The organism is Halomonas sp. DP3Y7-2 (assembly GCF_019800795.1).
GTDB classification, from domain to species: domain Bacteria; phylum Pseudomonadota; class Gammaproteobacteria; order Pseudomonadales; family Halomonadaceae; genus Halomonas; species Halomonas litopenaei_A.
Window position 1 is genome coordinate 92,012 of the sequence record NZ_JAHVKJ010000001.1, and the last position, 22,524, is coordinate 114,535.

Genomic DNA, 22,524 nt, shown 5'->3' on the forward strand with positions numbered 1-22,524 from the left:
ATCCAAAACCCCTGCGATTTATCCGACTGCACTGACGGCATTATGACCCACTTACACCGACTGTACAGGCCCAATTAACGTGGCTTTGCCATCAATAGCGGTATGACATTGCCTATTTTGTGCAGGCGCCTTCGCCAGCCCTCAATCCGCAGCGTCTCCCTCGAGGCCCGCGCGCACCAGCAGCGCCTGTGGATCCACCTTGTCCCACTGCCCCGGCTTGAGGAAACGCTTGGCAAAATCCCGATAGACTCGCTGCTCCAGCAGCAGCCGGTACAGGTCGGGGTCCAGATGGCCATCGCGCACCATGTCCGCCAGCAGCGCCAACGCCCGCGACAGCGTCATGGCGGCCTTGTAGGGACGGTCTGCTGCGGTCAGCGCCTCGAACACATCGGCCATCACCATCACTTTTTCCTCGAGGCTCGCTTCCTTCAGCTTCAGGCGCCGAGGATACCCCGTACCATCCATGCGCTCATGATGATTGCCGGCAATCGAGGGCACCTGGCGCAGATGCGCCGGCCACGGCAGCGCCTCGAGCATCATGATCGTCTGGATCACATGCTCCTGAATGCGAAAGCGTTCGACATCATTGAGCGTACCGCGGCGAACCGACAGGTTGTAAAGCTCGCCGTGATGACCCGCCAGCGGACAGGGTGACATGTCAAACTGCCAACGATTGTCCGGATCGCCGCGTTCCACCGCGGGCCGCGAGCGATGCCAGGGAATCTCGTGGCGCGGCAGATCAGCAAGCAGGCGCTCCTCAGCGGGCAGACGACGTACCGGCTCCCGCGCCATGCGTGCCAGCTCATCCCGAGACAGCCCCAGGCGATCGTCAAAGTGGCGCCACCAGCGCCACTCGGCGATCGTGGCCAGTTGCTCGAGCAAGGCGTCACTGATGGCTTCGCCGCCACGATTGGCCTCGGCTACGCACTCGAAAGCGGCGGTAAGCTCTTGCTGGCGGGCATGCCGCCGCCGTTCGAGAATGACCGGATCACCACCGTGAGCCCGGCCCTGCCAATAGGCCACGTCGGCATCTCGCCACAACACGTCGAAGCGAGTGCGGATTTCATGAATGCGATCATGTCGGGCTTCCAGCTTGGTGGCCTTTTCCATCACCTCGTCGGGAATGGCCAGCTTGCCGCAATCATGCAGCCATGCGGCCAGATGAAAGGCACTGCGCTGGCGCTGATCAAAGTGGACCTCGGCAAAGGCCCCCGAATCCGCTCGCTCTATGGCATTGACGATCAACTCCGCCAGGGCGGGGACCCGCGAGCAATGACTGCCGGTATGCGGTGACTTGGCATCGATGGCACGGGCCACCAGCTTGACGATGCCGTCCAGCAGACGCGCCTCGCCCTGGAGCAACCTGCGCAGGTCGATGGCCACCGCCGCCGCGGACGACACCTCCTTCACAAAGGCACGCCAGTGCAGGTCATCGTCGTCGGTCGAACGCAAGGCCACCGCCAGCAGTCCCAGAATCGCCCCCTCTCGATTGCACAGCGGCTGCAGCAGATAGCCGTGCTGATCAAAGTCAGCCTCAAGCCGCGCCAGGGCACCTTCGGGAGACCCTTCAAGTGCCAGCTCCGCTGCCCTGGGGTCGCTGTCCGGGTCACGGGCCTCACCCGACTGCGCCACGCGCTCAAAGCGCCTCTCGTTATGTTCATCGGCCAGATAGATGGCGCCGGAGCGGCTGCCAGCACCCTGCAGCAAGTCTTCGAGGATGCTGGTCAGCATCGGTGCCAGCTGCGGCTCGCTGTTGAGTACGCGGGTGATGCGCCCAAACCCTTCCACTCCCCGGGACAAGCGCCCCAGGGCCAGACTCAGCCCCCTGACCTCCGACACTCGCGAGCTCACTCCGTGGCAACCGGCGAAGTCGTAGCGGCCCAGCGCTTCCACCTGCTCGGACAAGCGCTGCAGCGGCCGCCCAAGACGCCGTCCCAGGACCAGCCCCAGCGGCAGTAGCGCTAGCGTCACCATGCCGGCCAGTACCGAGCTTTCGATGATCATCTGCCCCGCACCGGCGGACAGCTCCTCCTCAGGCACCACCGCCAATAGCTGGGTGGGCTGGTCCCCCAGACGCGCAAACGGCAGCACCAGCCCCCACCAATGACGCCCTTCGTGCTCTAGTCGCACAGGGCTTTGCTCGCCCGACGGTAGGTGCTCTCTCGTTTGTTCCAGCGCTCTCAACTTTCGTAGCACGGGAAAATTCAGCTCGTCGATCGATGCCAGGCGGCCATCCGAGACCGCCCTGCTCGACCCTGGCTGATCGAGCGGGGCAATGCCAGGCGTCGCGATCAAGGGCGAGCTGGAGGTCGTGGATGCGCTGGAGGAGGAGTTAGCTGGGTTGCTGGGTGTGTTGCTGGCAGGGTTGCTGGCTGAGGCACTGAGAGTGTCGTCTTCAGCGCTGTGGGTGGTGGTCGCCAGCGCCTGCCCCGTGTCCGTCACGATCGCCATGCGGGTGCCCGGAGTCAGGCGCAGGCTGTCCATTCCCAGGCCGAGGTCCTGGGAGGCCACATCGAGCCCCACCACCACCTCGCCATGACGTCGTGCCATGCTGATGCCGATCTCGCCGGTGTAGTAGAACGCGTAGGGCGCCGTCAGGTAAGACGTGCCTTCCCTGCTGGCCCGCTGAAACCAGGGACGTGTACGCGGATCAAAGAAGTACTGAGCCAGAGGCTCTCGCCCAAGCGGACTCAGCCGCTGATCGTACAGTCGCCATTCGCTGGCGTCCGCGGCGCTGGCATCCCCCGGCACGACCAACGCCAGGTAAGCGGCGTTGGGGTGATGGGCAAGCTCCGGCCGCACGCTCTCCATCATCCGCTCCACGGACCGAAACATCACGAAGTCGCCGTCACCATTGGCCAAGTAGACGGCGTCAATCAGGCGGTGGGCGGCCAGCGCAGACGCCATCAGCGGACGTTGCTCCAGCCAGTCGCTGGCGCTATCGGTGACACCACTTGCCAGCATGTCGATGGCGACCTGGGACGGCCTGACCAGCGCCTGGGTATGTGCCTCCAGGGTGCTGACCAGCTGATGCGACGTTTCTTCCAGGGTCGCGCCCAGGGTGCGCTGGGACTGATGCCAGGAAAACCACAGCAGCGCGACCGCCATGACCGTCATGACGGCCGCGATAACGACGCCGATCAGCCACTGCATCGAGACGACGAAACGCTGACGGTGCATGATCGAGCCTCGTATGTACGCCGGGGCGGCTGCCTAGGGGGAATCCTCGCGCGCAAGGGCGCAACGGGCTCCTACAACTATATGCAGCATCGATACTTTTTGCCTGCTTACACCGCCATGAAGGGGGGGTAGGGGGTCAGCACCCCAGGTGGGAGGACGCCGACCGTGTGGCACGCGCCTTGATCGCCGCAAGATCGACATCATCGCGCTGTCGGCTGGCGACAAAGCTGTCGGCGTAGCGACGCCATACGCCGCTATCCAGCAGCAGCAGGAAGAGCTGGGCATCCAGGTGTCCCTCGCTGACCATGTCCGCCAGGATCTCCAGCGCGCGGGACAGGGAGAGCCCGACCTTGTAGGGACGATCAGAGGCGGTCAGCGCCTCGAACACGTCGGCCAGCGCCATGACGCGCTCTTCAATGCTGGCCTCGCTGAGCTTGACCTGGCGCGGGTAGCCGCGGCCGTCCATGCGCTCATGATGATTGCCGGCGATTTCCGGCACCCGCCGCAGGTGGGCCGGCCACGGCAGCGACTCGAGCATGATGATGGTCTGGATCACATGCTCCTGCATACGAAAGCGTTCGACATCATTGAGGGTGCCGCGAGGCACGCTCAGGTTGTATAACTCGCCCTGGTGCTCGGCCAGGGCTGGGGGCTGCATGGCAAAGCCCCAGCGGTTGAGGGGATCTTCCGGGTGCACCGGCGGACAGGCGCGCTGCCAGGCCAGGCGATGACGGGGCTGATCAGCGAGCAGCTGCTCCTGGGCTGGCAGCGGGTGCACCGGCTCATCGACCAGCTGGGCCAGCTCGGCCTTGGACAGCCCCAGCCGATCATCGAAATGCCGCTGCCAGCACCAGCTGCCGATCTCCACCAGGCGCTGCTGCAACGCTTCTCCCATCGTCTCGCCGCCCTGGTTGGCCCTGGCGACACAGGCGAAGGCATCGCTAAGCTCCTGGCGGCGCTGTAAACGCGTCGCTGCCAGGGTTGTCGCATCACGGCCCTCGGCCAGCCCCCGCCAATAGTCCACATCGGCGTCCCGCCACAGCACTTCAAAGCGGGTCCGCACTTCATGAATCCGGTTATAGCGGGTCTCCAGCTTGGTGGCTTTTTCCATGATGTGGTCAGGGGTGGTCAGCTTGCCACAATCATGCAGCCAGGCGGCCAGATGAAAGGTCGCCCGCTGGTCATCGCTCAGGCTGATAGCGGCGAAAGGCCCCTGGGTAGCCTTGTCCACCTCGTCGATCAGCATCTCGGCCAGCTGCGGCACTCGTGAACAGTGGCCTCCCGTATGGGGAGACTTGGCATCCGTGGCCTTGGCCACCAGCTGGATCATCGCATCCAACAGGCGAGCCTCGGCTTCCAGCAGGCGCCGCATATCGATCGCCACCGCCGCCACCGAGGAGACTTCGGCGACAAAGTTGCGCCAGCGACCATCGTTGTGATCGCGCCGTGGGCGAGCCAGCAACAGCACGCCCAGGCGCTTGTCGGCACGATCACGCAGCGACTGCACCAGATACCCTCTCGCCTCCAGCTGTTCGCGCACCTCGGCCAGTGGGCCACTGGCGGTGGCAATCTCGAGGGCCTCGGGCAGCGGCTCCGATGCATCAGCGCATCCTGCTTCGGCGGTAGCCACGAAGCGATCAGCCCGAACCTCGTCGGCCAGATAGATCATCCCATGGTGGCTACCGGTCACGCTGAGCAGCTCCCCGAGTATCGCCTCGAGCATGGCATCAAGGCCCTGCTCGCGCCCCAGTATCCGGTTGATCTGCTGAAACTTGCCCGCTCGGTGCACCAGGGTGTCCAGAGCCCGGGACAGGTGCGATACCTCACTCACCCATGACTCCACGCCACGATAGGCCTCCAGGTTGAAATCCGAGATAGTGCGCACCTGCTGGGCCAGGGCCCGTAGCGGTCGTCCCAGGCGATGAGCCAACAGGATGCCCATCGGCACCATCAGCGTGACCAGACCGAGAGACAGCAACAGGCGATGCCACAGTGATTCCCGCATGCTGGCCATCAGCTCGGCCTCTGGAGTGGCCACCAGCAGCCAGGCCAGGCGACTGCCCAGCATGTCGAATGATAGCGCCAGCCCCCACCACTGCTGGTCGCCGTGAGCAAAGCGTACTGGCCGCTCAATGACATTCAGCGATCTCAGCGTCACCAACGGGGTATCGCCAAGATCGCTGAGCGTGGTACCCGGCAGCGGCGCCTGGCCCTGATCGATGTCATGCGCCAACAAGAGCCCATCCGGCGTGGTGATGGCCAGACGAGACCCGGGCTCGGTGGAAAATCGCTGAATCTCGCGGCCCAGGTCCTCTGAGGTCATGTCGATACCCAGCACGGCCCGGCCGCTGTGAGAACGTTGCGACAGGGTGACTCCCTGCTCGCCATTGGTGAAGTAGGTATAGGGATCCGACAGATGCGGCAGAAAATCGGTTTCCGCGTCGCGATACCAGGGGCGCGTCCTCGGGTCGAAGCCGTAGTCGACCACCGGATACCGACGCATCTCGCGCAGCTGGCCATCCAGCACCTGCCAGTACCCTTCCTCCTGCCGGCGACTGGCCAAGCCCTGCGGCTCCCCGGAGTCGCCGTGCAGGACCAGTGTCAGGTAGATACCGCCGGTCAGGTCAACCTCGGCAGGAATGGCCGTGGGAGAAATACGCTCGATCAGCCGCACCATCAGAAAGTCGCCGGTATCGCTGCCGATGTAGGCGCTGCCGAGTACCTCCTGGGCCCCTACCGCGGCCGCCAGCAGCTGCAGCATATTGGCGCCGCTGGTGCTGTGGAACTTGTCCACGTCCGCTTCGCTGACCAGCACCCCGAGCATGGCGCGAGCGGGCTCCAGCAGAGCCTGCGTTCGCACTTCCACCATCGTCGACAGCTGCTGACTGGTCCGCTCCAGCGACTGCACCAGCGAGGCTCTCGCCTGGTACCACGACTGCCACAGCAACAGCCCCGCCAGCACCAGCATCATGCCGACGATGGAGGCAGCGATCAGTAGCTGTATGGGCTGTTCTCGATGGAAAGGCAGGCGCATCAAGACGACTCGAAAGAGGCTGTGGCTGGGTGACAGGAATCTATCACTCTATGCCAATTCGCCGTCCTGAGGGCCAGGAGAGACTACCTACTCGGCGGTATATCGCTCGCTTCTTTTGTCGTTGCAGGTACTGGGACAGAGCGTCCCAAGGGCCACCTGGGCGCCTTCATCGCTCACGCCAGCAGGCGTGACAGACCCAACCACACCAGGCGCAGAGACAGCGCCGTCAGCACCAGTCGAAAGCCATGATCGAAGCGATGCTCAGAGAGCCGGTTGAGCAGGCGCAGTCCCAGCCAGGTGCCGACCACGCCCATGGCAACCATCGCGACGATCAACGCCAGCCAATCGGCAAACAGAAAGCCAGCCGCCCCGAAGACGAATGCCTTGGTGAGATGCTGGAAGGTCATGCAGGCCGCAAAGGTGGCCACGGTGGTCTGGCGAGGATTGCCATGCTGCTTGATGAAGGCCGCCACCATCGGGCCGCTGGCGCCGACAAAGCTGGACAACAAGGTCGTGACAGCGCCAGCGATGCCGGTACCCCAGCGCCCTAGCGCCCGCTTGGGCAGGCCGGGACCCCACAGGGTGTAAAGGACGAAGGCGGCGATGGTCAGTTCCAGCAGGCCTGTCGGCAAGCGAATCAGCAGCCAGCTCGCGACCAGGGCCCCCACCACCGCACCCGGGAGAAACGCCAGCAGCAGCGGCCAGTGGAGGTGACGCCAGCTCATGACCAGGCGCCCCCCATTGGAGCCGAGCTGGACCATGCCGTGGACGGGAATCAGCGCAGCTGCCGGCATCACCTGCGCCATGGTCACGATCAGCAGCGTGCCTCCGCCTACCCCGAGGGAGGCGCTGATCAGCGACGTGAACCCTGACAGCAGAATCAGCCCCAGGCTGACGAGCGGCGGCAAGGGCGACAGGATGGCAAGCCAATCCATGGCAAGGGACTCCAGCAAGATGAGGCAGGGTCCCTTAGCCTACCTTAGATCGCAGGGTCGTGGCGCACGCCTCGCGAGTCAGCTCACGGCGCACCCATACATCGAACAGACACCGAACACAAATCGTGCAGGCACATCAAACGGCCAGACATCGATCGCTCAAGCATCAACGCCCAGGGCAGCCAAGGACGCACGCTCCCGGCGAGCATAGTGGTCGAGTTCATCGATGACCGATGCCCCCAGCGCCAGCTCGAACGCTTCGCGATTGGCATTGCCCTGGGTCACGGCGCTAGCTTCACCGCCCAGGTTGGACTGGAAGATGCCGGCCGCCGACACCGGCAGGAAGTCCTCGTAGGTCAAGGGGTCGGCCACGACCTTGCCGGCAGCGATCCACTGCTCGAGACCGGCTCCGTCGTCAAGCTCCGCCACGGCACGGTAGTGAAAGTAGGCCAGCCCCTCCCGGCGCAGCACGTTGTCATCGTCGGGGAAGTCCGCAAAGACCTCGGCAAGGCGACGCTGGTGGGCCTCGTTGTCCAATCCCTTTGTGGCCTCGCGAGACTCGGCCAACAACCGATCGTAGAGCGCCCTGCCCTTTGGCGTCAGAGCAATGCCTCGCTGCTCGATCTCGCCAAACCGCGCCGTATGCGCCCCTTGATCAGCGCCGAGAAAGTGGGTGGTTTCCTCCAGCGCCTTGAAACTGGTCTGGCGCAGCAGGATCGGCACCTGGCGCCGAGGCGGTCCTTCGATCACCGCCTTGGGTGTAATGCCATGGGCGGGCATCCGCCGCTGCGCCTCATCGATATCCAGGGTGCGGGGCGTCAGATGGTTGATGTGCGGGCCGCGGAAACACACCACGTCTGCGATCAGACGATGTGCCGCGTGCAGGCGATCATAGGTAGCGCGATCCACCGTCGCGTCATGATGCCAACGAAACGTCTCCAGCGCCTCAGCCACGAAGCGGTCAGCCTGGGCATCGGTCAGCCCGCCCTCGGCCTCGTGGATGGCGATCAGCTCACGCACGCCAGGGGTGAAGATATCTCGCTGGCTCAGGATATCGCTGGCCAAGTCCCTCAGTTCGGCGTCTTCGATCAGATCCAGGCGCAGCAGCGAGGTGAACAAGCGAAACGGGTTGTGGCTCAGGGCGGACTCGTCAATCGGCCGAAAAGCGGTGGAATGGACCGGCACCCCGGCCTCGGACAGGTCGTAGTAGCCCACCGGGAACATGCCCATCACCGCGAAAAGCCGCCTCAACGTCGCCAGTTCCTCGGCGGTACCCACCCGAATGGCGCCATGCCGCTCCACGTCCAGGCGCGACAGCTCACCGCTGGCCTCAAGTCTTGCGGCCAGTGCCGGGTCGGCGGCCAGGGTGTCCCGGTTCACCTCGGCCACCAGGGTCAGCAGGGCGCCATACTGTGGTACCTCTGCCTGATACATGTCCGACATGGCGCTGGCAAAGCGCTGGCGAATCTCGTTGGCGGTCACGATATCGGCTGACATTCCGGCAAGTCTCCTGACTAGAGCGATGGACCCTGCGATGAGACCAGAGACAAATAGCCGCGACAAACGAAAAAAAACGCTGCTAGCATGAAAAAAAGGAATGCGAAAAACCGCGCCGAACCCCTGATAGGGCAGTTGGCGGGCCATATCGACCGCGGCCATCGTCATGCTCGGCCTTGTCAGTCCAGAAACTTATGAAACCCAGACACCTTCCCTCTACCACGACCCTGCTGTGCTTTGAAGCGGCGGCCCGCCATCTGAGCTTTACCCGGGCAGCCCAGGAGCTGGCGATGACCCAGAGCGCCGTGAGCAAACAGGTCGCCCAGCTGGAAACCCTGTTACAGCACGCCCTGTTCCGCCGTCTGCGACGTCAGCTGGTGCTGACGCCGGAGGGCTCGCTGTACCTCTCAGAGGTGCGCAAGATCCTGGCGCAGATGGAAATGTCGACCAACACCATCCTGACCTACCACGGTGCCGGTGACGTGCTGAAAGTCGCGACCCTGCCCACCTTCGGCAGTCGCTGGCTGGCGCCGAGATTACCTGACTTTCTGCAGGCTCATCCCGACATCACCCTGCATCTGAGCGACCGTAGCGAAGCCTTCGACCTGACCGGCGACGGTATCGATGTGGCCGTGTTTCACGGCCACGGGCGCTGGCCGGGGCTGGACTGCCACTGGCTCTGCGATGAGGAGGTGGTAGCGGTTGGGGCACCATCGCGCTTGCCGCGTACCCCACAGCTGGATCAGGCTCGGCTGTTGCATCTGACGACGCGGCCTGACGCCTGGCATCGCTGGTTCGCGGACCAGGGCATCCATCGTCAGCGAAGCTACCACGGCGTACGGGTCGACACCTTTCATACCTTGATTCGGTTGGCCATCGAGGGCGCTGGCCTGGCGCTGATTCCACGCCTGCTGATCGAGCCGGAGCTCGCCGATGGACGCCTCGCCCTCGCCTCGCCACGGGTCATGAGCAGTGCCGATGCCTACTACCTGGTGACGCCGGAACCACTGGGCGAACTGGCCCGCGTTCGGTGCTTCATCGAGCACCTGACGACCGCCGCCGACGGCCGTCAGGACCATGCGGTGGGAGACCCCGTCAGTGACCCAGAATCTGGCTGAGAAACAGCTGGGTGCGCTCCGACCGGGGGTTGTTGAAGAACTCCTCGGGAGGTGCCTGTTCGATGATCTGCCCCTGATCCATGAAGATGACCCGATCCGCCACGGTCTTGGCGAAGCCCATCTCGTGGGTCACGCAGAGCATGGTCATGCCCTCCCGGGCCAGCTCGATCATCACATCCAGCACTTCCTTGATCATCTCCGGGTCCAGCGCCGAGGTGGGCTCATCAAACAGCATCACCTCCGGGCGCAGGCACAGGGCACGGGCGATGGCAACGCGCTGCTGCTGGCCGCCGGACAGCTGACCGGGATACTTGTGGGCCTGGTTGGCGATCTGCACCCGTTCGAGAAACTCCATCGCGGTCGCCTCGGCCTCGCGCCGGGGTTTCTTCTGTACCCAGGTCTGAGCGATGCAGCAGTTGTCGAGCACCGACAAATGGGGAAACAGATTGAAGTGCTGGAAGACCATGCCCACGTGGCGGCGAATCTGCTCGATACGCTTGACGTCCTGGGTCATGTGAACCCCACCCACCGTGATGCTGCCCTGCTGGTGCTCCTCCAGATGATTGATGCAGCGAATCAACGTCGACTTGCCGGACCCGGAAGGGCCGCAGATCACGATGCGCTCACCCGGTTTGACGCTCAGGTCGATATCCCTGAGCACGTGAAAATCTCCATACCACTTGTTGAGTCCGCTGATCTCGATCATCGGCGCATCGTTGGTGGCTGCACTGGTCGCTTGGGCCGTCATGGCGGCGTCCCCCTGTCACTTGTCTTGGTATCGGCCAGGAGACACCCCACACGGTGCCTCCGGCCCGCTGTTGTCAGTGCCCGGTATGCAGGCGACGTTCGATGTACTGGCTGTACCTGGACATGCCGAAGCAGAAGATCCAGAACATCAACGCAGCGAACACATAGCCCTCGGTGGCAAAACCCAGCCAGTTGGTATCGGTGAGCCCGGCGCGAATGATCGCGAGCAGGTCGAACAAACCGATGATCAACACCAGGGACGTGTCCTTGAACAGGGCGATGAAGGTGTTGACGATGCCGGGAATCACCAGCTTCAGCGCCTGGGGCAGGATGATCAGCCCCATCCGCCGCCAGTAGCCAAGCCCCAGCGCCTTGGCCGCCTCTTCCTGGCCGCGTGGAATGGCCTGCAGGCCACCTCGCACCACCTCGGCCATGTAGGCGCTCCAGAAGAACATGATGCCGATCAGCGCCCGCAGCAGCTTGTCGAACTCCACCTCGCTGGGCACGAACAGCGGCAACATCACCGAGGCCATGAACAGCACGGTGATCAACGGCACGCCTCGCCAGAACTCGATGAACACCACCGACAGGCTGCGCACCAGAGGCATCTGCGAGCGACGCCCAAGCGCCAGGATCACGCCCAGGGGCAAGGAGCCGACAATCCCCACGATGGCCACCGTCAGGGTCAGCATCAGGCCGCCCCACTGCCGGGTAGGGACGGCAGGCAGACCGAAGCTGCCGCCCAGCAGCAGCACCCAGGCGACCAACGGAAAGCCGACCAGGGCAAAGATCACGACCCAGCGCTTGGCCGGCATCCGCGGGATCACAAGCCAAGCAATGGTCGCCACCAGCAGCGCCAGGGTGATATCCACCCGATAACGTTCCGCCACGGGATAGAACCCATAGACGATGGTCTCGAAGCGAGCGCTGATGAAGACCCAGCAGGCGCCCTCACCGGTACAGGCGTCGCGGGTAGTGCCGATCCAGTCGGCGTCGATGATGGCCCACTGCACCAGCGGCGCCAGTGCCCACAGCATCACCACCAGGGTGATCAGCGAGACGACGGAATTCAGCGGGGTGGAGAATAGCCGACTGCGCAGCCAACCGCTGACACCGTGCCGCGACACGGGGGCTGGCCGGGCCGCGATCATGGTGTGCTCGGTGGAGAGCGCGCCCGGCACGAGCGAATCGTCGCTCGGCGGATGGATCGGCGACTGGGAAGGAGGCTTGGGGTGGTCCGTCATCTTAGCGCTCCTTCAACAGGGTGCGGGCGTTGTAGACGTTCATCAACGCCGACACCACCAGGCTGATGGTCAGGTAGACCGCCATGGTCATGGCAATGATCTCGATGGCCTGGCCGGTCTGGTTCAGGCTGGTCCCGGCGAACACTGCCACCAGGTCGGGATAGCCGATGGCGGTGGCCAGCGACGAGTTCTTGATCAGGTTCAGGTACTGACTGGTCAACTGCGGCACGATCACCCGCATGGCCTGGGGAATCACCACCTTGCGCAGGGTGATATTGCCTGGCAGGCCGATGGCCCGGGACGCCTCGACCTGCCCCTTGGGGACCGACTGGATGCCGGAGCGCACGATTTCCGCGATGAACGATGCGGTGTAGATCGATAGTGCCAGCCACAGCGCCATCAACTCAGGAATGATGGTGACACCACCGGCGAAGTTGAAGCCCTTGAGGGCAGGCGTCTCCCAGCCGAGCGGCGTACCGCTGGCGACAAATACCACCAGAGGCAGGCCGATGATCAACCCGGCACCGAGCCAGTAGACGGGCAGAGCCTTGCCGGTGCGCTGCTGCAGGCGTTTGGCGTAGCGTCCCAGCACCACAACCGCAACCACTGCCACCAGCACAGCCAGCTGGGTCAGTCCAAAGCCCGGCTCCGGCACCGGTGCCGGTACGATCAGCCCTCTCACGTTGAGAAAGAAGGCCTCGAACAGCGACAGGCTTTGACGTGGGCTGGGCAAGGCCTGAAGTACCGCGAAGTACCAGAACAGGATCTGTACCAGCAGGGGGATGTTACGAAAGATCTCGACAAAGGCAGCGGCCAGACGGGCCAAAAGCCAATTGGGCGACAGCCTGGCGATGCCCACGGCAAAGCCGATAAGGGTGGCCGCAATGATCCCGAGCGCCGACACCAGCAGCGTATTCAAAAGCCCCACCACGAAGGTACGGGCATAGCTGCTGTCGCCGGAATAGTCGATCAGCGTCTGGGGAATCGAGAAGCCGGAGCGCTCGCCAAGAAACGCAAAGCCAGTGGTGATACCCCTGGCCTCCAGATTGGTCAGGGCGTTGCCAATCATCATCGCGATCAGTGCCACAAGGCCTGCCAGCAGCAGCGCCTGAATGATCAGCGCACGAAAGGCGGGGCGCCGCCACAGCGGCGTCCGTTCAATTGGGGGGGTGGACATGGTGGCATCACTCGATCCGCAGGAACTCGGACGGCCCCGGCACTCGCCAGGGCCGCGTCGTACGAGGGGCTGAGCGAGGCCGTTCACCGCCCTCGCTCAGGGCGCTAGCAACCCCGCAGGGTCAAGACGGGCCTGGTCAGGCCCGCCCTGGTGTCAGCGGATCGGCGGCGCGTAGAGGATGCCACCCTCGTTCCACAGCGCATTCATGCCACGGCTGATGCCCAACGGAGAGTTCTCGCCGACGGTATCGGCAAACACTTCACCGTAGTTCCCGACCTGAGACACGATGTTGTAGGCCCAGTCATTGGACAGACCAAGCTGCTCACCGTAGGTGCCATCAACGCCGAGCAGACGCGCCACCTGGGGGTTGGGCGGATCATTTTTCATTTGCTCGACGTTGTCGCGGGTGATTCCCAGCTCCTCGGCATTGACCATGGCGAAGACCGTCCACTTGACGATATCGAACCACTGATCGTCACCCTGGGCGACGACCGGGCCCAGCGGTTCCTTGGAGATCAGCTCGGTCAGGATTTCGACGCTGTCAGGCTCCGGCAGCTGCAGGCGCAGGGCGCTGAGCTGAGAGGTGTCCGAGGTGAGCACGTCACAGCGGCCGCTGGCGAAGCCCGACGCGGTCTGGTCCGGGGTATCGAAGGTCACGGTGTTGATGTCGATGCCCTTGGCCGGGAAGTAATCCGCCAGGTTGAGCTCGTGGGTGGTGCCGGACTGGATGCAGATAGAGGCGCCGTTCAGGTCCTCGAGGCTGCCGATACCCAGATCCTTGGCCACCATGAAGCCCTGACCGTCATAGAAGGTGGTGGTGGTGAAATTGAGTCCCAGCGAGTTGTCACGGGTCGCGGTCCAGGTGGTATTGCGCGAGAGCACATCGATTTCGCCGGACTGCAGCGCGGTAAAGCGCTCCTTGGCGGTCAGCGGGGTGTAGACCACCTTGTCGGCGTCACCGAATACCGCAGCGGAAATCGCTCGGCAGGTTTCTACGTCGAGACCCTGCCACTTGCCGTTTTCATCCGGCGAGGAAAAGCCCGACAGGCCCACGTTGACGCCACAGTGCAGCTCACCGCGAGAGGACACGTCGTCCAGGGTGGCCGCAGAGGCACTGCTGGCAGCGCCAAGCGCCATGGCAGCAGCTGCAGCAAGAGAGAGGTTCAGCAACGTCTTGTTATTGTGTCGCATGGATTCAGCTCCAGAGGTGTATGGAAGCCCGGCGTGAGCCGATGCACTGGTCACGCGGGGTCTCCGTGTGGGCGTAATGCACCTTTCCACTATCCGAGCCCGACCCTGGCGGGTCAATCCTGACTGCGACGATTGTTTTAAACGTTGGATTGAAGCAGGCGCCTTTCGGCCAAGCCTGTCAGCCATCCGATAGCCGGCCCAGCGGCGCCGCCTGGCGCCGGCGGAGGGCCTGGCCAGTCAATGCGAGGTGCCCTCTTCGTAGTGGGTCTTGTTCCACACGTTGTACTTGCCCGATGGCTTGTCCATGGGAATGCGGGTGATTTCCTCCAGGGAGTCGGCGTCGTAGGCGATCACCGCGCCATCGCGCTCCCACAGGCTCAGCAGCAGCGTCTCGCCGTTGCGGTCGAATTCCACGTGGGCAGAGGTCTTGCCGGGCTCAGGGATTAGCGTCTCGACGATCTCGAGGCGGTCCTTGTCGATCACGTGGACGCGGTCCCGGTTCGGGCCAAAGAAGACATCGGTCCAGGCGTAGCGGGAGTTGGCGTGACTGCGCATGAAAAAACCGGGGCCATCGGTATGTAGCGTCTTCACCAGTGAATAGTCGTCCATATCGATGATCGACACTTCTGCCTTGGCCAGGTGGGGAATCGCCATCACCCGGCGACCGCCGGTCTCCCAGGTAATCCCCGAGCCCAGATGCGGCATCCCGGACAGCGGCAGGTCGGCGAGCTTGGCGCCACTGTTCAGATCGATGACCATGGCGCCGCTGCCGCCCCGGGAGGCACCAATCAGGCGCCGGTACTCGGGGTCAAAGAAGAAGTCGTCCAGGTAGTCCGGCACGGGTATCCGGCGCACCTCGAAACTGTCCGTCGCGGGCAGGCCCGCATCACTGATCGGCTCAGCCATATGACCGGTGGCCACCACCGGCTCCGGGGCGACCGGCCAGGGGATTTCCCACGCTTCCTTCACATCCTTGAGCGCGGCGATGAAACTATGACGGGGCGGTGCGGCATAGACAGCGCTGACCCGGGAGCCATGACCCTCGCTATCGACGGCGGGATAGACCCGCAGTGGGTCAAGCTCGTGGGCATCGAACAGCACCAGATTGCCCGGCAGGGTGTTGGCGGCCATCACATAAAGGCCGTCGGCAGACACCGCGATATTGCGCATATTGATGCCTGCGCGCACTTCTGCCACCACCTCAAAGTGGTAGAGGTCGAACTTGGTGATCCAGCCATCGCGGGAGCCGAAATAGACATAGCGACCATCGGGGCTGTACTTGGGGCCGCCGTGCAGGGCAAAGCGGGTAGGAAAGCGGGCCAAGCGCTCGAAGGTGTCACCGTCCAGCACGCTGGCATGGTGATCGCCGGTCTCCACCACCACAAACAGATTCTGGGGATCAGCGTCGAACTCGGGGCTGTCGTCGAGGCTCCCCAAGGGATGCGTCACCACCTGACTGGCACGGATGTCGTCCAGCGTCCAGTCCGGCGTTACCGGCGGATCACTGAGTACCCAGTCGCTCAGGGTATCGACCTGTGCGGCGTCCAGAACATCGGCAAACCCCGGCATCTGGGTGGCCGGGCGTCCCTCGGCAATCACCTGCCGCACTTCCTCGGGCTTGATCCGCCCCAGGTTCTGAGGCAATAGCGCCGGCCCCATGGCACCCAGGCGGTCGGCCCCATGGCAACTGGCACAGTGTTCCTGATAGAGCGGCGACGGTGCCGCACTGCCGGCGGTGGTCGCCGCCATGGCCAGCCCCGGCATCACACCCAGGAGCGCCGCACCGAGCAGCCCTGCGAGCTTCATGCCACCGCCTCCGCCAGACAGCCTGCGTCGAGGCGTGCAGCCAGTGACACCACTTCACCCACCACGATCAGCGTAGGCGGCGTCAGCGACTCGTCGCGGATGGTGTCCGGCAGGCGGTCCAGGGTCGTGATGATCCGTCGCTGCTGCGGCGTGGTGCCGCGTTCGATCAACGCCACCGGGAGCCGTGACGGCATGCCGTTGGCCAGCAGCTCTTGGCGAATCAGCTCGGCATTGGTCAGCCCCATATAGAACACCAGGGTGTGCCGACGACTGGCCAGCGCGGGCCAGTCCAGGTTCAGGCTGCCATCGGCACGGGCATGCCCAGTGACAAAGGTCACACCCTGCGCGTAGTCGCGATGGGTCAATGGAAAGCCCGCGTAGGCACTGCAGCCCTGGGCCGAAGTGATGCCCGGCACGACGCGAAACGGAATACCGTTGTCCACCAGCATCTCGGCCTCTTCACCGCCGCGACCGAAGATGAAGGGGTCGCCACCCTTGAGACGCACCACGCGCTTGCCGGTCACCGCCAGGCGTACCAGCAGCTGGTTGGTCTCGTCCTGGGTCAGGGCATGACAGCGCGACGCCTTTCCGACATAGAAGCGCTGGGCCGCCTGCGGCGCCAAGGCCATGACATCGGGTGACACCAGGCGGTCGTAGACCAGGCAGTCGGCCTGGTTGAGCAGGCAAAGAGCTCGCAGGGTGAGAAGCCCAGGGTCGCCGGGGCCTGCGCCCACGATAGCGACTTCTCCCGGGGAGAGTGACGCTTCACCGAGTTGCTCCTTGAGGGCTTGGATAAACATGGTGGTCTCCCGTTCAGGCGGACGTCAGAATCATCGAGGAAGAGGCGTCAGCCACGCCGATCTCGTCGTTGCCGAGGTAGCAGCCCGGATCCTCGGCCCAGGCATCCCCCTGGGTCTTGAAGGCACGTACCCGCGTGTTGCCATTGCAGATCGCCAGGTAACGGCAAGCACCGCAACGTCCCTTGAGCGGCCTTGGTCGGGTGCGAAATCCCAGCATCAAGGGGTCGTCGGCCTGGCGCCATATCTCGGAGAAGGGACGGCTGCGGACATTGCCGAGGTGGTGATCCCACCAGAAGGAGTCAGGATGAACGTTGCCGAGGTTGTCGATATTGGCGATGTATTCACCGCTGGCATTGCCGCCCCAGGCGCGCAGACGCGCCTCGAGATCGACCACTCGATCCGGGTAGTGCTGGCTGGCCCAGCGCAGCAGGAAGGGCCCATCGGCATCGTTGTTGCCAGTGACGTACTCGCGGGTGATACCGGCGACCAGCTCATCCCGGCAGCGCTCGAACAGCCGCGTCATGGCATCCCGGGTCATGTCGTGCCAGGCATCGTGCTTGCGATGACGATGCCCGCGGCCCCCGTAGTTGAGGTGGGACAGGTAGAACTTGTCCACATCGTGATCGGCGGTCAGCGCCAGAATGTCATCGAACTGGGCATGGTTGTCCCGGGTCAGGGTGAAGCGCAGCCCCACCTTGATGCCGCGATCCTTGCACAGCCGCACCGCGGCCAGGGAATCGCGGAAGGCGCCCTTGCGCTGGCGAATCTGGTCATGGGTCGCCTCAAGCCCATCAATGCTGATGCCGACGTAGTCGTAGCCGGCGTCCTGGATGGCGTCGATATTGTCTTCAGTGATCAGGGTGCCGTTGGTGGATAGCCCAATATAGAGCCCCAGCGCCTTGGCATGGCGGGACAGGGTGAAGATGTCCGGCCGCATCAACGGCTCGCCCCCGGACAGAATCAGCGCGGGCACATGAAACGCCTTGAGGTCATCGAGCACCCCCAACGCCTCGTCGGTGGTCAGCTCGCCGGCGAAGTCGATATCCGCCGACACGGTGTAGCAGTGGCGGCAGGTCAGGTTGCAGCGGCGAATCAGATTCCAGATCACCACCGGCCCCGGCGGCTGGCGCGCGGGAGGCAACGGTGCCGGATGCAGCAGGCTGTCGATGTAGCGGGTTACTCGGAACATGATGCCTCCCGCTGCCGACGCGTCAGCCTCAGTCCCGTCTTCTTGAGAATGCGGGTGCTGAACAGGATCTGATGGTCACGGCAGGCGTCTCCCATCAGCTCGCGCAGTTGCTCGGCCTGGCGCTCGACCTCGTCACGCTGATGGCCATGCAGCATCACGAACAGGTTGTAGGGCCAGTCGGGGCCGCGGCGGGGTCGACGGTAGCAGTGGCTGACGCCGGGCCACTCCGCCAGACGACGACCGATATCAGCTATCCGCGCGTCATCGATATCCCACACCGTCATGCCGTTGGCCAAGTAGCCCAGCCGGTAGTGGTTGGGCACCGCCGCCATGCGCCGCAGCACTCCCGTGAGCAGCAGTCGCTGGAAGCGCGCCAGCACTTCCTCGCCACACATGCCGATACGCTCGCCGACTGCGGTCCAGGGGTCGGCCACCAGGGGCAAGCCGTCCTGGGTCGCCTCGATCAGGGCAAGGTCAGCATCGTCCAGACGATGCCCTCCTCTTGTCGCCATGGGATCCTCAGACCGGTAGATGGAGATGGACATGGAACTCCTCCTCCTTGGGCAGATGAATGACCTCGTAACCGCTGGCACCTTCGATCGCCGTGATCACCTCGGCGGTACGCCTGGGCTCATCACTGGCGATCACGAACCACAGGTTGAAGCGGTGTTCGCGCTGGTAGTTGTGCGCCACCTCAGGGCAGGCATTGACGATCGCTGCCACCCGCTCGACATCGTGCTCGGGCACCGCCATGGCGGCCAAGCTCAGCGCGCCGCCCATGCGTTCAGCCTGAAACATCGGCCCGAAACGACTGAGCACGCCGCGTTCGAGCAAGTCGCGCAGGCTGTCAAGCAGTTGCCGAGAGGTGATGCCAAGCTCCTGGGCCAGGTCACCGTAGGGGTCTGGCGTCAGCGGTACGCCCCGCTGCAGCCGGTTGATGATGTCGCGCTCTTGCTGGGTCAGCTTGGCCACCACATCAACGTGGGCACTGGTGGTTCCGTCCGTGGAGCCGTGATTCGAGGCAGTCATCTTCATGGCTCCTCCGGTAGTGGATGGGGCGATACCGCTCAGGGCATCTCTGGGGTAAAGCGACCGCCACGCTGGCAATAGGCGCGGCGGCTAAAAAGTATCTGGTGCTCGACGTGCTCAAGCGCGTGGCGCTGGATCAGAGCAGCGATCTGGGCCTCGACGCGCTCGCGACGGACCCCGTGAATCATGCAGTACAGGTTGTAGGGCCAGTCCGGACGGCGCAGGCGCTGGTAACACAGCGTGACCTGGGGCTCACTGGCCAGGCGGCGACCTACCTCATTGACGCGTTCGTCCGGCAGATTCCACACCACCATGGCATTGGCGGTGAGGCCCAGGCTGCGGTGGCGCACCACCAGGCCGACACGCTTGATCAGGCCACTGTGCTGCCAATAGCCGATCAGCGCGCGCACTTCGCCGACGCTCAGTCCCGTTTCCTCGGCCAGCGCCTTGAACGGCTCAGGCACCAGCGGCAGGCCCTGCTCCAGACAGGCTCGCAGCCTGGTGTGACGCCAGTCCTGCTCGTGTGGCGCCCCCGCCAGGGCATGTTCGCTTAGCCCTTCCAGCAGTTCTCGGGACAGCCCTTGGGATAGCCCTTGGGATAGCCCTTGAGACAGCACTTGAGACAGCCCCTGGAATCGCCCTGCCGTGACCTCCGTCATGCGTCCTCCAGTTCTGTCCAGGGCAGAGCAAACGCCAGATCGATATGAAAGCTCTGCACCATGGGTAAGCGCAGCAGCGGCGTGTGCAGCTGGGCCTCGAGCCGCGTCAGTCTGAGCTCGAGGCTGGTGTCATCCGGTGCGGTGACCACGAACCACAGGTTGTAGCGGTGCTCGCGCCAGTAGTTGTGGTTGACCCCGGGGCAGGCGCTGATGATGGCGGCCACCGCCTCGCGGCGATGGTCTGGCACGGACACGGCCACCAGCTCACTGGCACCGGCCTGACGGTGATTGAATACCGCTCCTACGCGTCCGATGATGCCCATCTCGGTCAGCCGGGCCAGACGCTCGATCAGCGCCTGTTCCGTCACCCCCAGGGACTCGGCCATGGCCGCATAGGGTCGCTCCACCAGGGGCAGCCCGCGTTGATAACGATCAAGCAGTCGGCGATCGACGTCGTCCAGACATGCCACCAGGCCGTCGGATGTCATGGTCACCTCCCGAGCTAGGCTCAATGACAGGCGGGCCGCCATCACGGCGGCCCACCCTGACGTCAGTAGACGTCGTGCTGGGTGTTGTAGACGTTGAACTTGCCGGTCGGAGTGACCAGTCGCTCGTCCTTGATGACCGCCTCAAGCTCAAGCGTTTCATCGTCCACCACCACCAGGGCAGATGTCTGATCGGCGGTGTTCCACACCGAGAACCAGACCTCGTCGCCAGCGCGGTTGTATTCCGGCTGAACCACCCGCTTGGGCCCCTCACCCAGATCGGCCCATTCGGCGATGGGCAGCACGGTAAAGCCCTCCTCCAACGCATTGACGTCATACACGGCAACGCTCTGGCTGATCGCTTCGGCCGGGTTCAGCGCGGTGTCCACATACAGATGCTCGGACTCAGGATGGGTCTTGATGAACAGCGAACCACCGCCCTGTCCTTCCAGGGTGCGCACCACCTGCCAGGCCTGATCAGGGTGACCCTCCGGGTCGGTGCCGATCAGCGAGATGGTGTTGTCGCCCAGGTGGCTGGTCGCCCACACCGGCCCAAACTCGGGGTCGACAAAGTTGGCACCGCGTCCTGGATGCGGGGTCTTGCCCACGTCGACGATGGCTTCAAGCTCGCGCTCCTTGGCGTCGATCACCACGATCTGGTTGGATTGGTTGGCGGCGGTCAGGAAGTAACGACCGGTGCTGTCCCAGCCCCCATCGTGCAGGAAGCGAGAGGTCTCGATCTCGACACTGGAAAGGGCGTCCAGGTTCTCGTAGTTGACCAGGCGAACCTTGCCGGTTTCCTTGACGTTGACGATGAACTCCGGGTGCTGATGGGAGGCGACGATGGCGGCAACACGAGGCTCCGGATGGTACTCCTGGGTACCCACGGTCATGCCCCGGGTACTGACGATCTTCATCGGTTCCAGGGTCTCGCCGTCCATGATCACGTACTGGGGCGGCCAGTAGGTGCCGGCGATGGCGTAGCGGTCTTCGAAGCCTTCGAACTTGGAGGTCTCGACCGACCGGGCTTCCAGGCCCACCTTGATTTCGGCAACGGTGGTGGGCTCTTCCATCCACAGGTCGATCATGTCGACCTTGGCATCCCGGCCGATCACGAACAGGTAGCGCCCCGAGGCAGAGATCCTGGAAATGTGCACCGCATAGCCGGTATCGATGACCTTGACGATCTCCTTGCTGTCACCGTCGATCAGGGCGATCTGGCCGGCATCACGCAGGGTGACCGAGAACAGATTTTCGAGGTTCAGGTCGTTCAGCTGCTCGGTGGGACGATCTTCCGGTGCGACGAATACCGTCCAGGTGTCCTTCATGTCCTGCAGGCCATACTCCGGGGGCACCGGTGGCTCGTGCATGACATAGCGGGCCATCATGTCGATCTCGCCGTCGCTGAGCTCGCCTGACGTGCCCCAGTTGGGCATGCCGGCGGGCGAGCCGTAGGTGATGAAGGTCTTGAGATAGTCGACGCCCCGTTCCCGGGTGATATCCGTCGTCAGCGGCTTGCCCGTGGCCCCCTTGCGCAAGACACCGTGGCAACCGGCACAGCGCTCGAAGTAGATCTCCTTGGCGTGTTCGAATTCCTCCCGCGACATGGCGGGGGCGCCCTCCTCGTCGGGCATCATCACCGCAGCAGGGTCGATACCCGATGGGCTGCCCTGATAAGCGGACTCCTCCGGGGACAGGGTCTTGTCGGCGCCGTAGGCGCTGCCCAGGCCGGCGATCACTATGGCGATCGCTGCGGCCAGGGGCTTGAGAGTCGTGACGCTGCTGGTCATCGTTTCACCTCGAGTCATGATCCACGTGTCTTTCACCCGGGGCCTCGGCTGAGCCACAAGGTGAAAATGTCGCCAGGTGTTTGCCACTCTTTTTGTGCGCGCTATTGCTCTTTTCTCGCAAAACTCTTGTCATCATTTGGTGCTATCAAAACGCCGGACGATAGCCCTAAGGGCATCCGCCATCGGCGATGTTTCTCCTTGCCATTATGGAAACGCGCATTCCCGACAATTTCACTTGGTCTCTCGCTGACTCTTGATCCTCATCAACTATTTCCACCCCTTATGGCAGTCAGCCATATTTATATTTATTTTCAAAAGCTTATCGAAAAAATACCTCTCTATTTATTGTCGCAAAAAGATAGTTTCATGCCATTTTAAGCAAGATATTGACGCGTATCATCTAACCGTTTCCCTGGGCATCGACAGATCTTTAAAACTGGACTACTCAATACAACTTCTTTCCATCACTGACGCTTTCAATGGAAAAACAACGATCCATATCAATACATATTCTTGATGAATCAAGGACACTGTCGAACGCAACAGGTCCATCGCTGGAGGCAGTGTTTCCATGGCATTGCGATATGTTTTTCGCCACTTCACCCGGTTAGCGCCAGCTCGGTGCGGGGGGAGGGTAGTGCGA

Annotated in this window: 17 protein-coding genes; 1 reads left to right on the top strand and 16 read right to left on the bottom strand. The window is 63.5% G+C overall.

The genetic code is table 11. The annotated features are described in order from the left end of the window. Positions 1 to 141 precede the first annotated feature (141 nt). From KUV45_RS20220 to KUV45_RS00445, 4 genes are all read right to left on the bottom strand, one after another. The gene (locus KUV45_RS20220; protein ID WP_224851950.1) at positions 142 to 3,180 is read right to left on the bottom strand and encodes an HD domain-containing phosphohydrolase; all 3,039 of its coding nucleotides are present in this window, start codon (positions 3,178 to 3,180) and stop codon (positions 142 to 144) included. Positions 3,181 to 3,316: 136 nt separating this feature from the next. Then, positions 3,317 to 6,214, bottom strand: coding sequence for an HD domain-containing phosphohydrolase (locus tag KUV45_RS00435; protein ID WP_222162438.1), 2,898 nt, complete (start codon positions 6,212 to 6,214; stop codon positions 3,317 to 3,319). A gap of 173 nt (positions 6,215 to 6,387) precedes the next feature. Further along, complete coding sequence (locus KUV45_RS00440) at positions 6,388 to 7,149, bottom strand: sulfite exporter TauE/SafE family protein (protein WP_222162437.1); 762 nt, start codon at positions 7,147 to 7,149, stop codon at positions 6,388 to 6,390. Positions 7,150 to 7,308: 159 nt separating this feature from the next. Further along, the gene (locus KUV45_RS00445) at positions 7,309 to 8,646 is read right to left on the bottom strand and encodes a VOC family protein (RefSeq protein ID WP_222162436.1); all 1,338 of its coding nucleotides are present in this window, start codon (positions 8,644 to 8,646) and stop codon (positions 7,309 to 7,311) included. A gap of 194 nt (positions 8,647 to 8,840) precedes the next feature. On the opposite strand from KUV45_RS00445, the gene KUV45_RS00450 reads away from it, so the two are divergent. Beyond that, positions 8,841 to 9,764: a LysR substrate-binding domain-containing protein gene (locus KUV45_RS00450; RefSeq protein ID WP_206943794.1), complete on the top strand. Its 924-nt coding sequence runs from the start codon at positions 8,841 to 8,843 to the stop codon at positions 9,762 to 9,764. On the opposite strand, the gene KUV45_RS00455 is transcribed toward KUV45_RS00450, so the two are convergent. The 12 genes from KUV45_RS00455 to KUV45_RS00510 all read right to left on the bottom strand — a co-directional run bounded on the left by KUV45_RS00455 (position 9,742) and on the right by KUV45_RS00510 (position 21,881). Continuing rightward, positions 9,742 to 10,470: an amino acid ABC transporter ATP-binding protein gene (locus tag KUV45_RS00455; RefSeq protein ID WP_206943953.1), complete on the bottom strand. Its 729-nt coding sequence runs from the start codon at positions 10,468 to 10,470 to the stop codon at positions 9,742 to 9,744. The genes KUV45_RS00450 and KUV45_RS00455 overlap by 23 nt on opposite strands. Positions 10,471 to 10,585: 115 nt before the next feature. Beyond that, the gene (locus KUV45_RS00460) at positions 10,586 to 11,662 is read right to left on the bottom strand and encodes an amino acid ABC transporter permease (protein ID WP_222162534.1); all 1,077 of its coding nucleotides are present in this window, start codon (positions 11,660 to 11,662) and stop codon (positions 10,586 to 10,588) included. Between the two features lie 94 nt (positions 11,663 to 11,756). Beyond that, the gene (locus KUV45_RS00465; RefSeq protein WP_222162435.1) at positions 11,757 to 12,932 is read right to left on the bottom strand and encodes an amino acid ABC transporter permease; all 1,176 of its coding nucleotides are present in this window, start codon (positions 12,930 to 12,932) and stop codon (positions 11,757 to 11,759) included. Between the two features lie 153 nt (positions 12,933 to 13,085). Next, positions 13,086 to 14,123: an amino acid ABC transporter substrate-binding protein gene (locus tag KUV45_RS00470; protein WP_206943790.1), complete on the bottom strand. Its 1,038-nt coding sequence runs from the start codon at positions 14,121 to 14,123 to the stop codon at positions 13,086 to 13,088. Positions 14,124 to 14,360: 237 nt separating this feature from the next. After that, entirely contained in the window at positions 14,361 to 15,929 is a 1,569-nt protein-coding gene (locus KUV45_RS00475; protein WP_222162434.1) for a nitrite reductase, read from the bottom strand. Then, complete coding sequence (cobA, locus tag KUV45_RS00480; protein WP_222162433.1) at positions 15,926 to 16,729, bottom strand: uroporphyrinogen-III C-methyltransferase; 804 nt, start codon at positions 16,727 to 16,729, stop codon at positions 15,926 to 15,928. The genes KUV45_RS00475 and cobA overlap by 4 nt, the downstream gene beginning before the upstream one ends. Positions 16,730 to 16,742: 13 nt before the next feature. Then, the gene (gene nirJ, locus KUV45_RS00485; protein WP_222162432.1) at positions 16,743 to 17,918 is read right to left on the bottom strand and encodes a heme d1 biosynthesis radical SAM protein NirJ; all 1,176 of its coding nucleotides are present in this window, start codon (positions 17,916 to 17,918) and stop codon (positions 16,743 to 16,745) included. Next, on the bottom strand, positions 17,906 to 18,463 hold the full coding sequence (locus KUV45_RS00490; protein ID WP_222162431.1) for an Lrp/AsnC family transcriptional regulator: 558 nt from the start codon (positions 18,461 to 18,463) through the stop codon (positions 17,906 to 17,908). Before KUV45_RS00490 ends, nirJ begins: the two co-directional genes overlap by 13 nt. Then, entirely contained in the window at positions 18,438 to 18,947 is a 510-nt protein-coding gene (locus KUV45_RS00495) for an Lrp/AsnC family transcriptional regulator (RefSeq protein WP_222162430.1), read from the bottom strand. The genes KUV45_RS00490 and KUV45_RS00495 overlap by 26 nt, the downstream gene beginning before the upstream one ends. 38 nt (positions 18,948 to 18,985) lie before the next feature. Continuing rightward, entirely contained in the window at positions 18,986 to 19,606 is a 621-nt protein-coding gene (locus KUV45_RS00500) for an Lrp/AsnC family transcriptional regulator (RefSeq protein ID WP_222162429.1), read from the bottom strand. After that, on the bottom strand, positions 19,603 to 20,094 hold the full coding sequence (locus KUV45_RS00505; RefSeq protein ID WP_224851949.1) for an Lrp/AsnC family transcriptional regulator: 492 nt from the start codon (positions 20,092 to 20,094) through the stop codon (positions 19,603 to 19,605). The genes KUV45_RS00500 and KUV45_RS00505 overlap by 4 nt, the downstream gene beginning before the upstream one ends. Positions 20,095 to 20,156: 62 nt before the next feature. Continuing rightward, positions 20,157 to 21,881, bottom strand: a complete 1,725-nt coding sequence (locus KUV45_RS00510; RefSeq protein ID WP_222162428.1) for a nitrite reductase — start codon at positions 21,879 to 21,881, stop codon at positions 20,157 to 20,159. Positions 21,882 to 22,524: the final 643 nt, after the last annotated feature.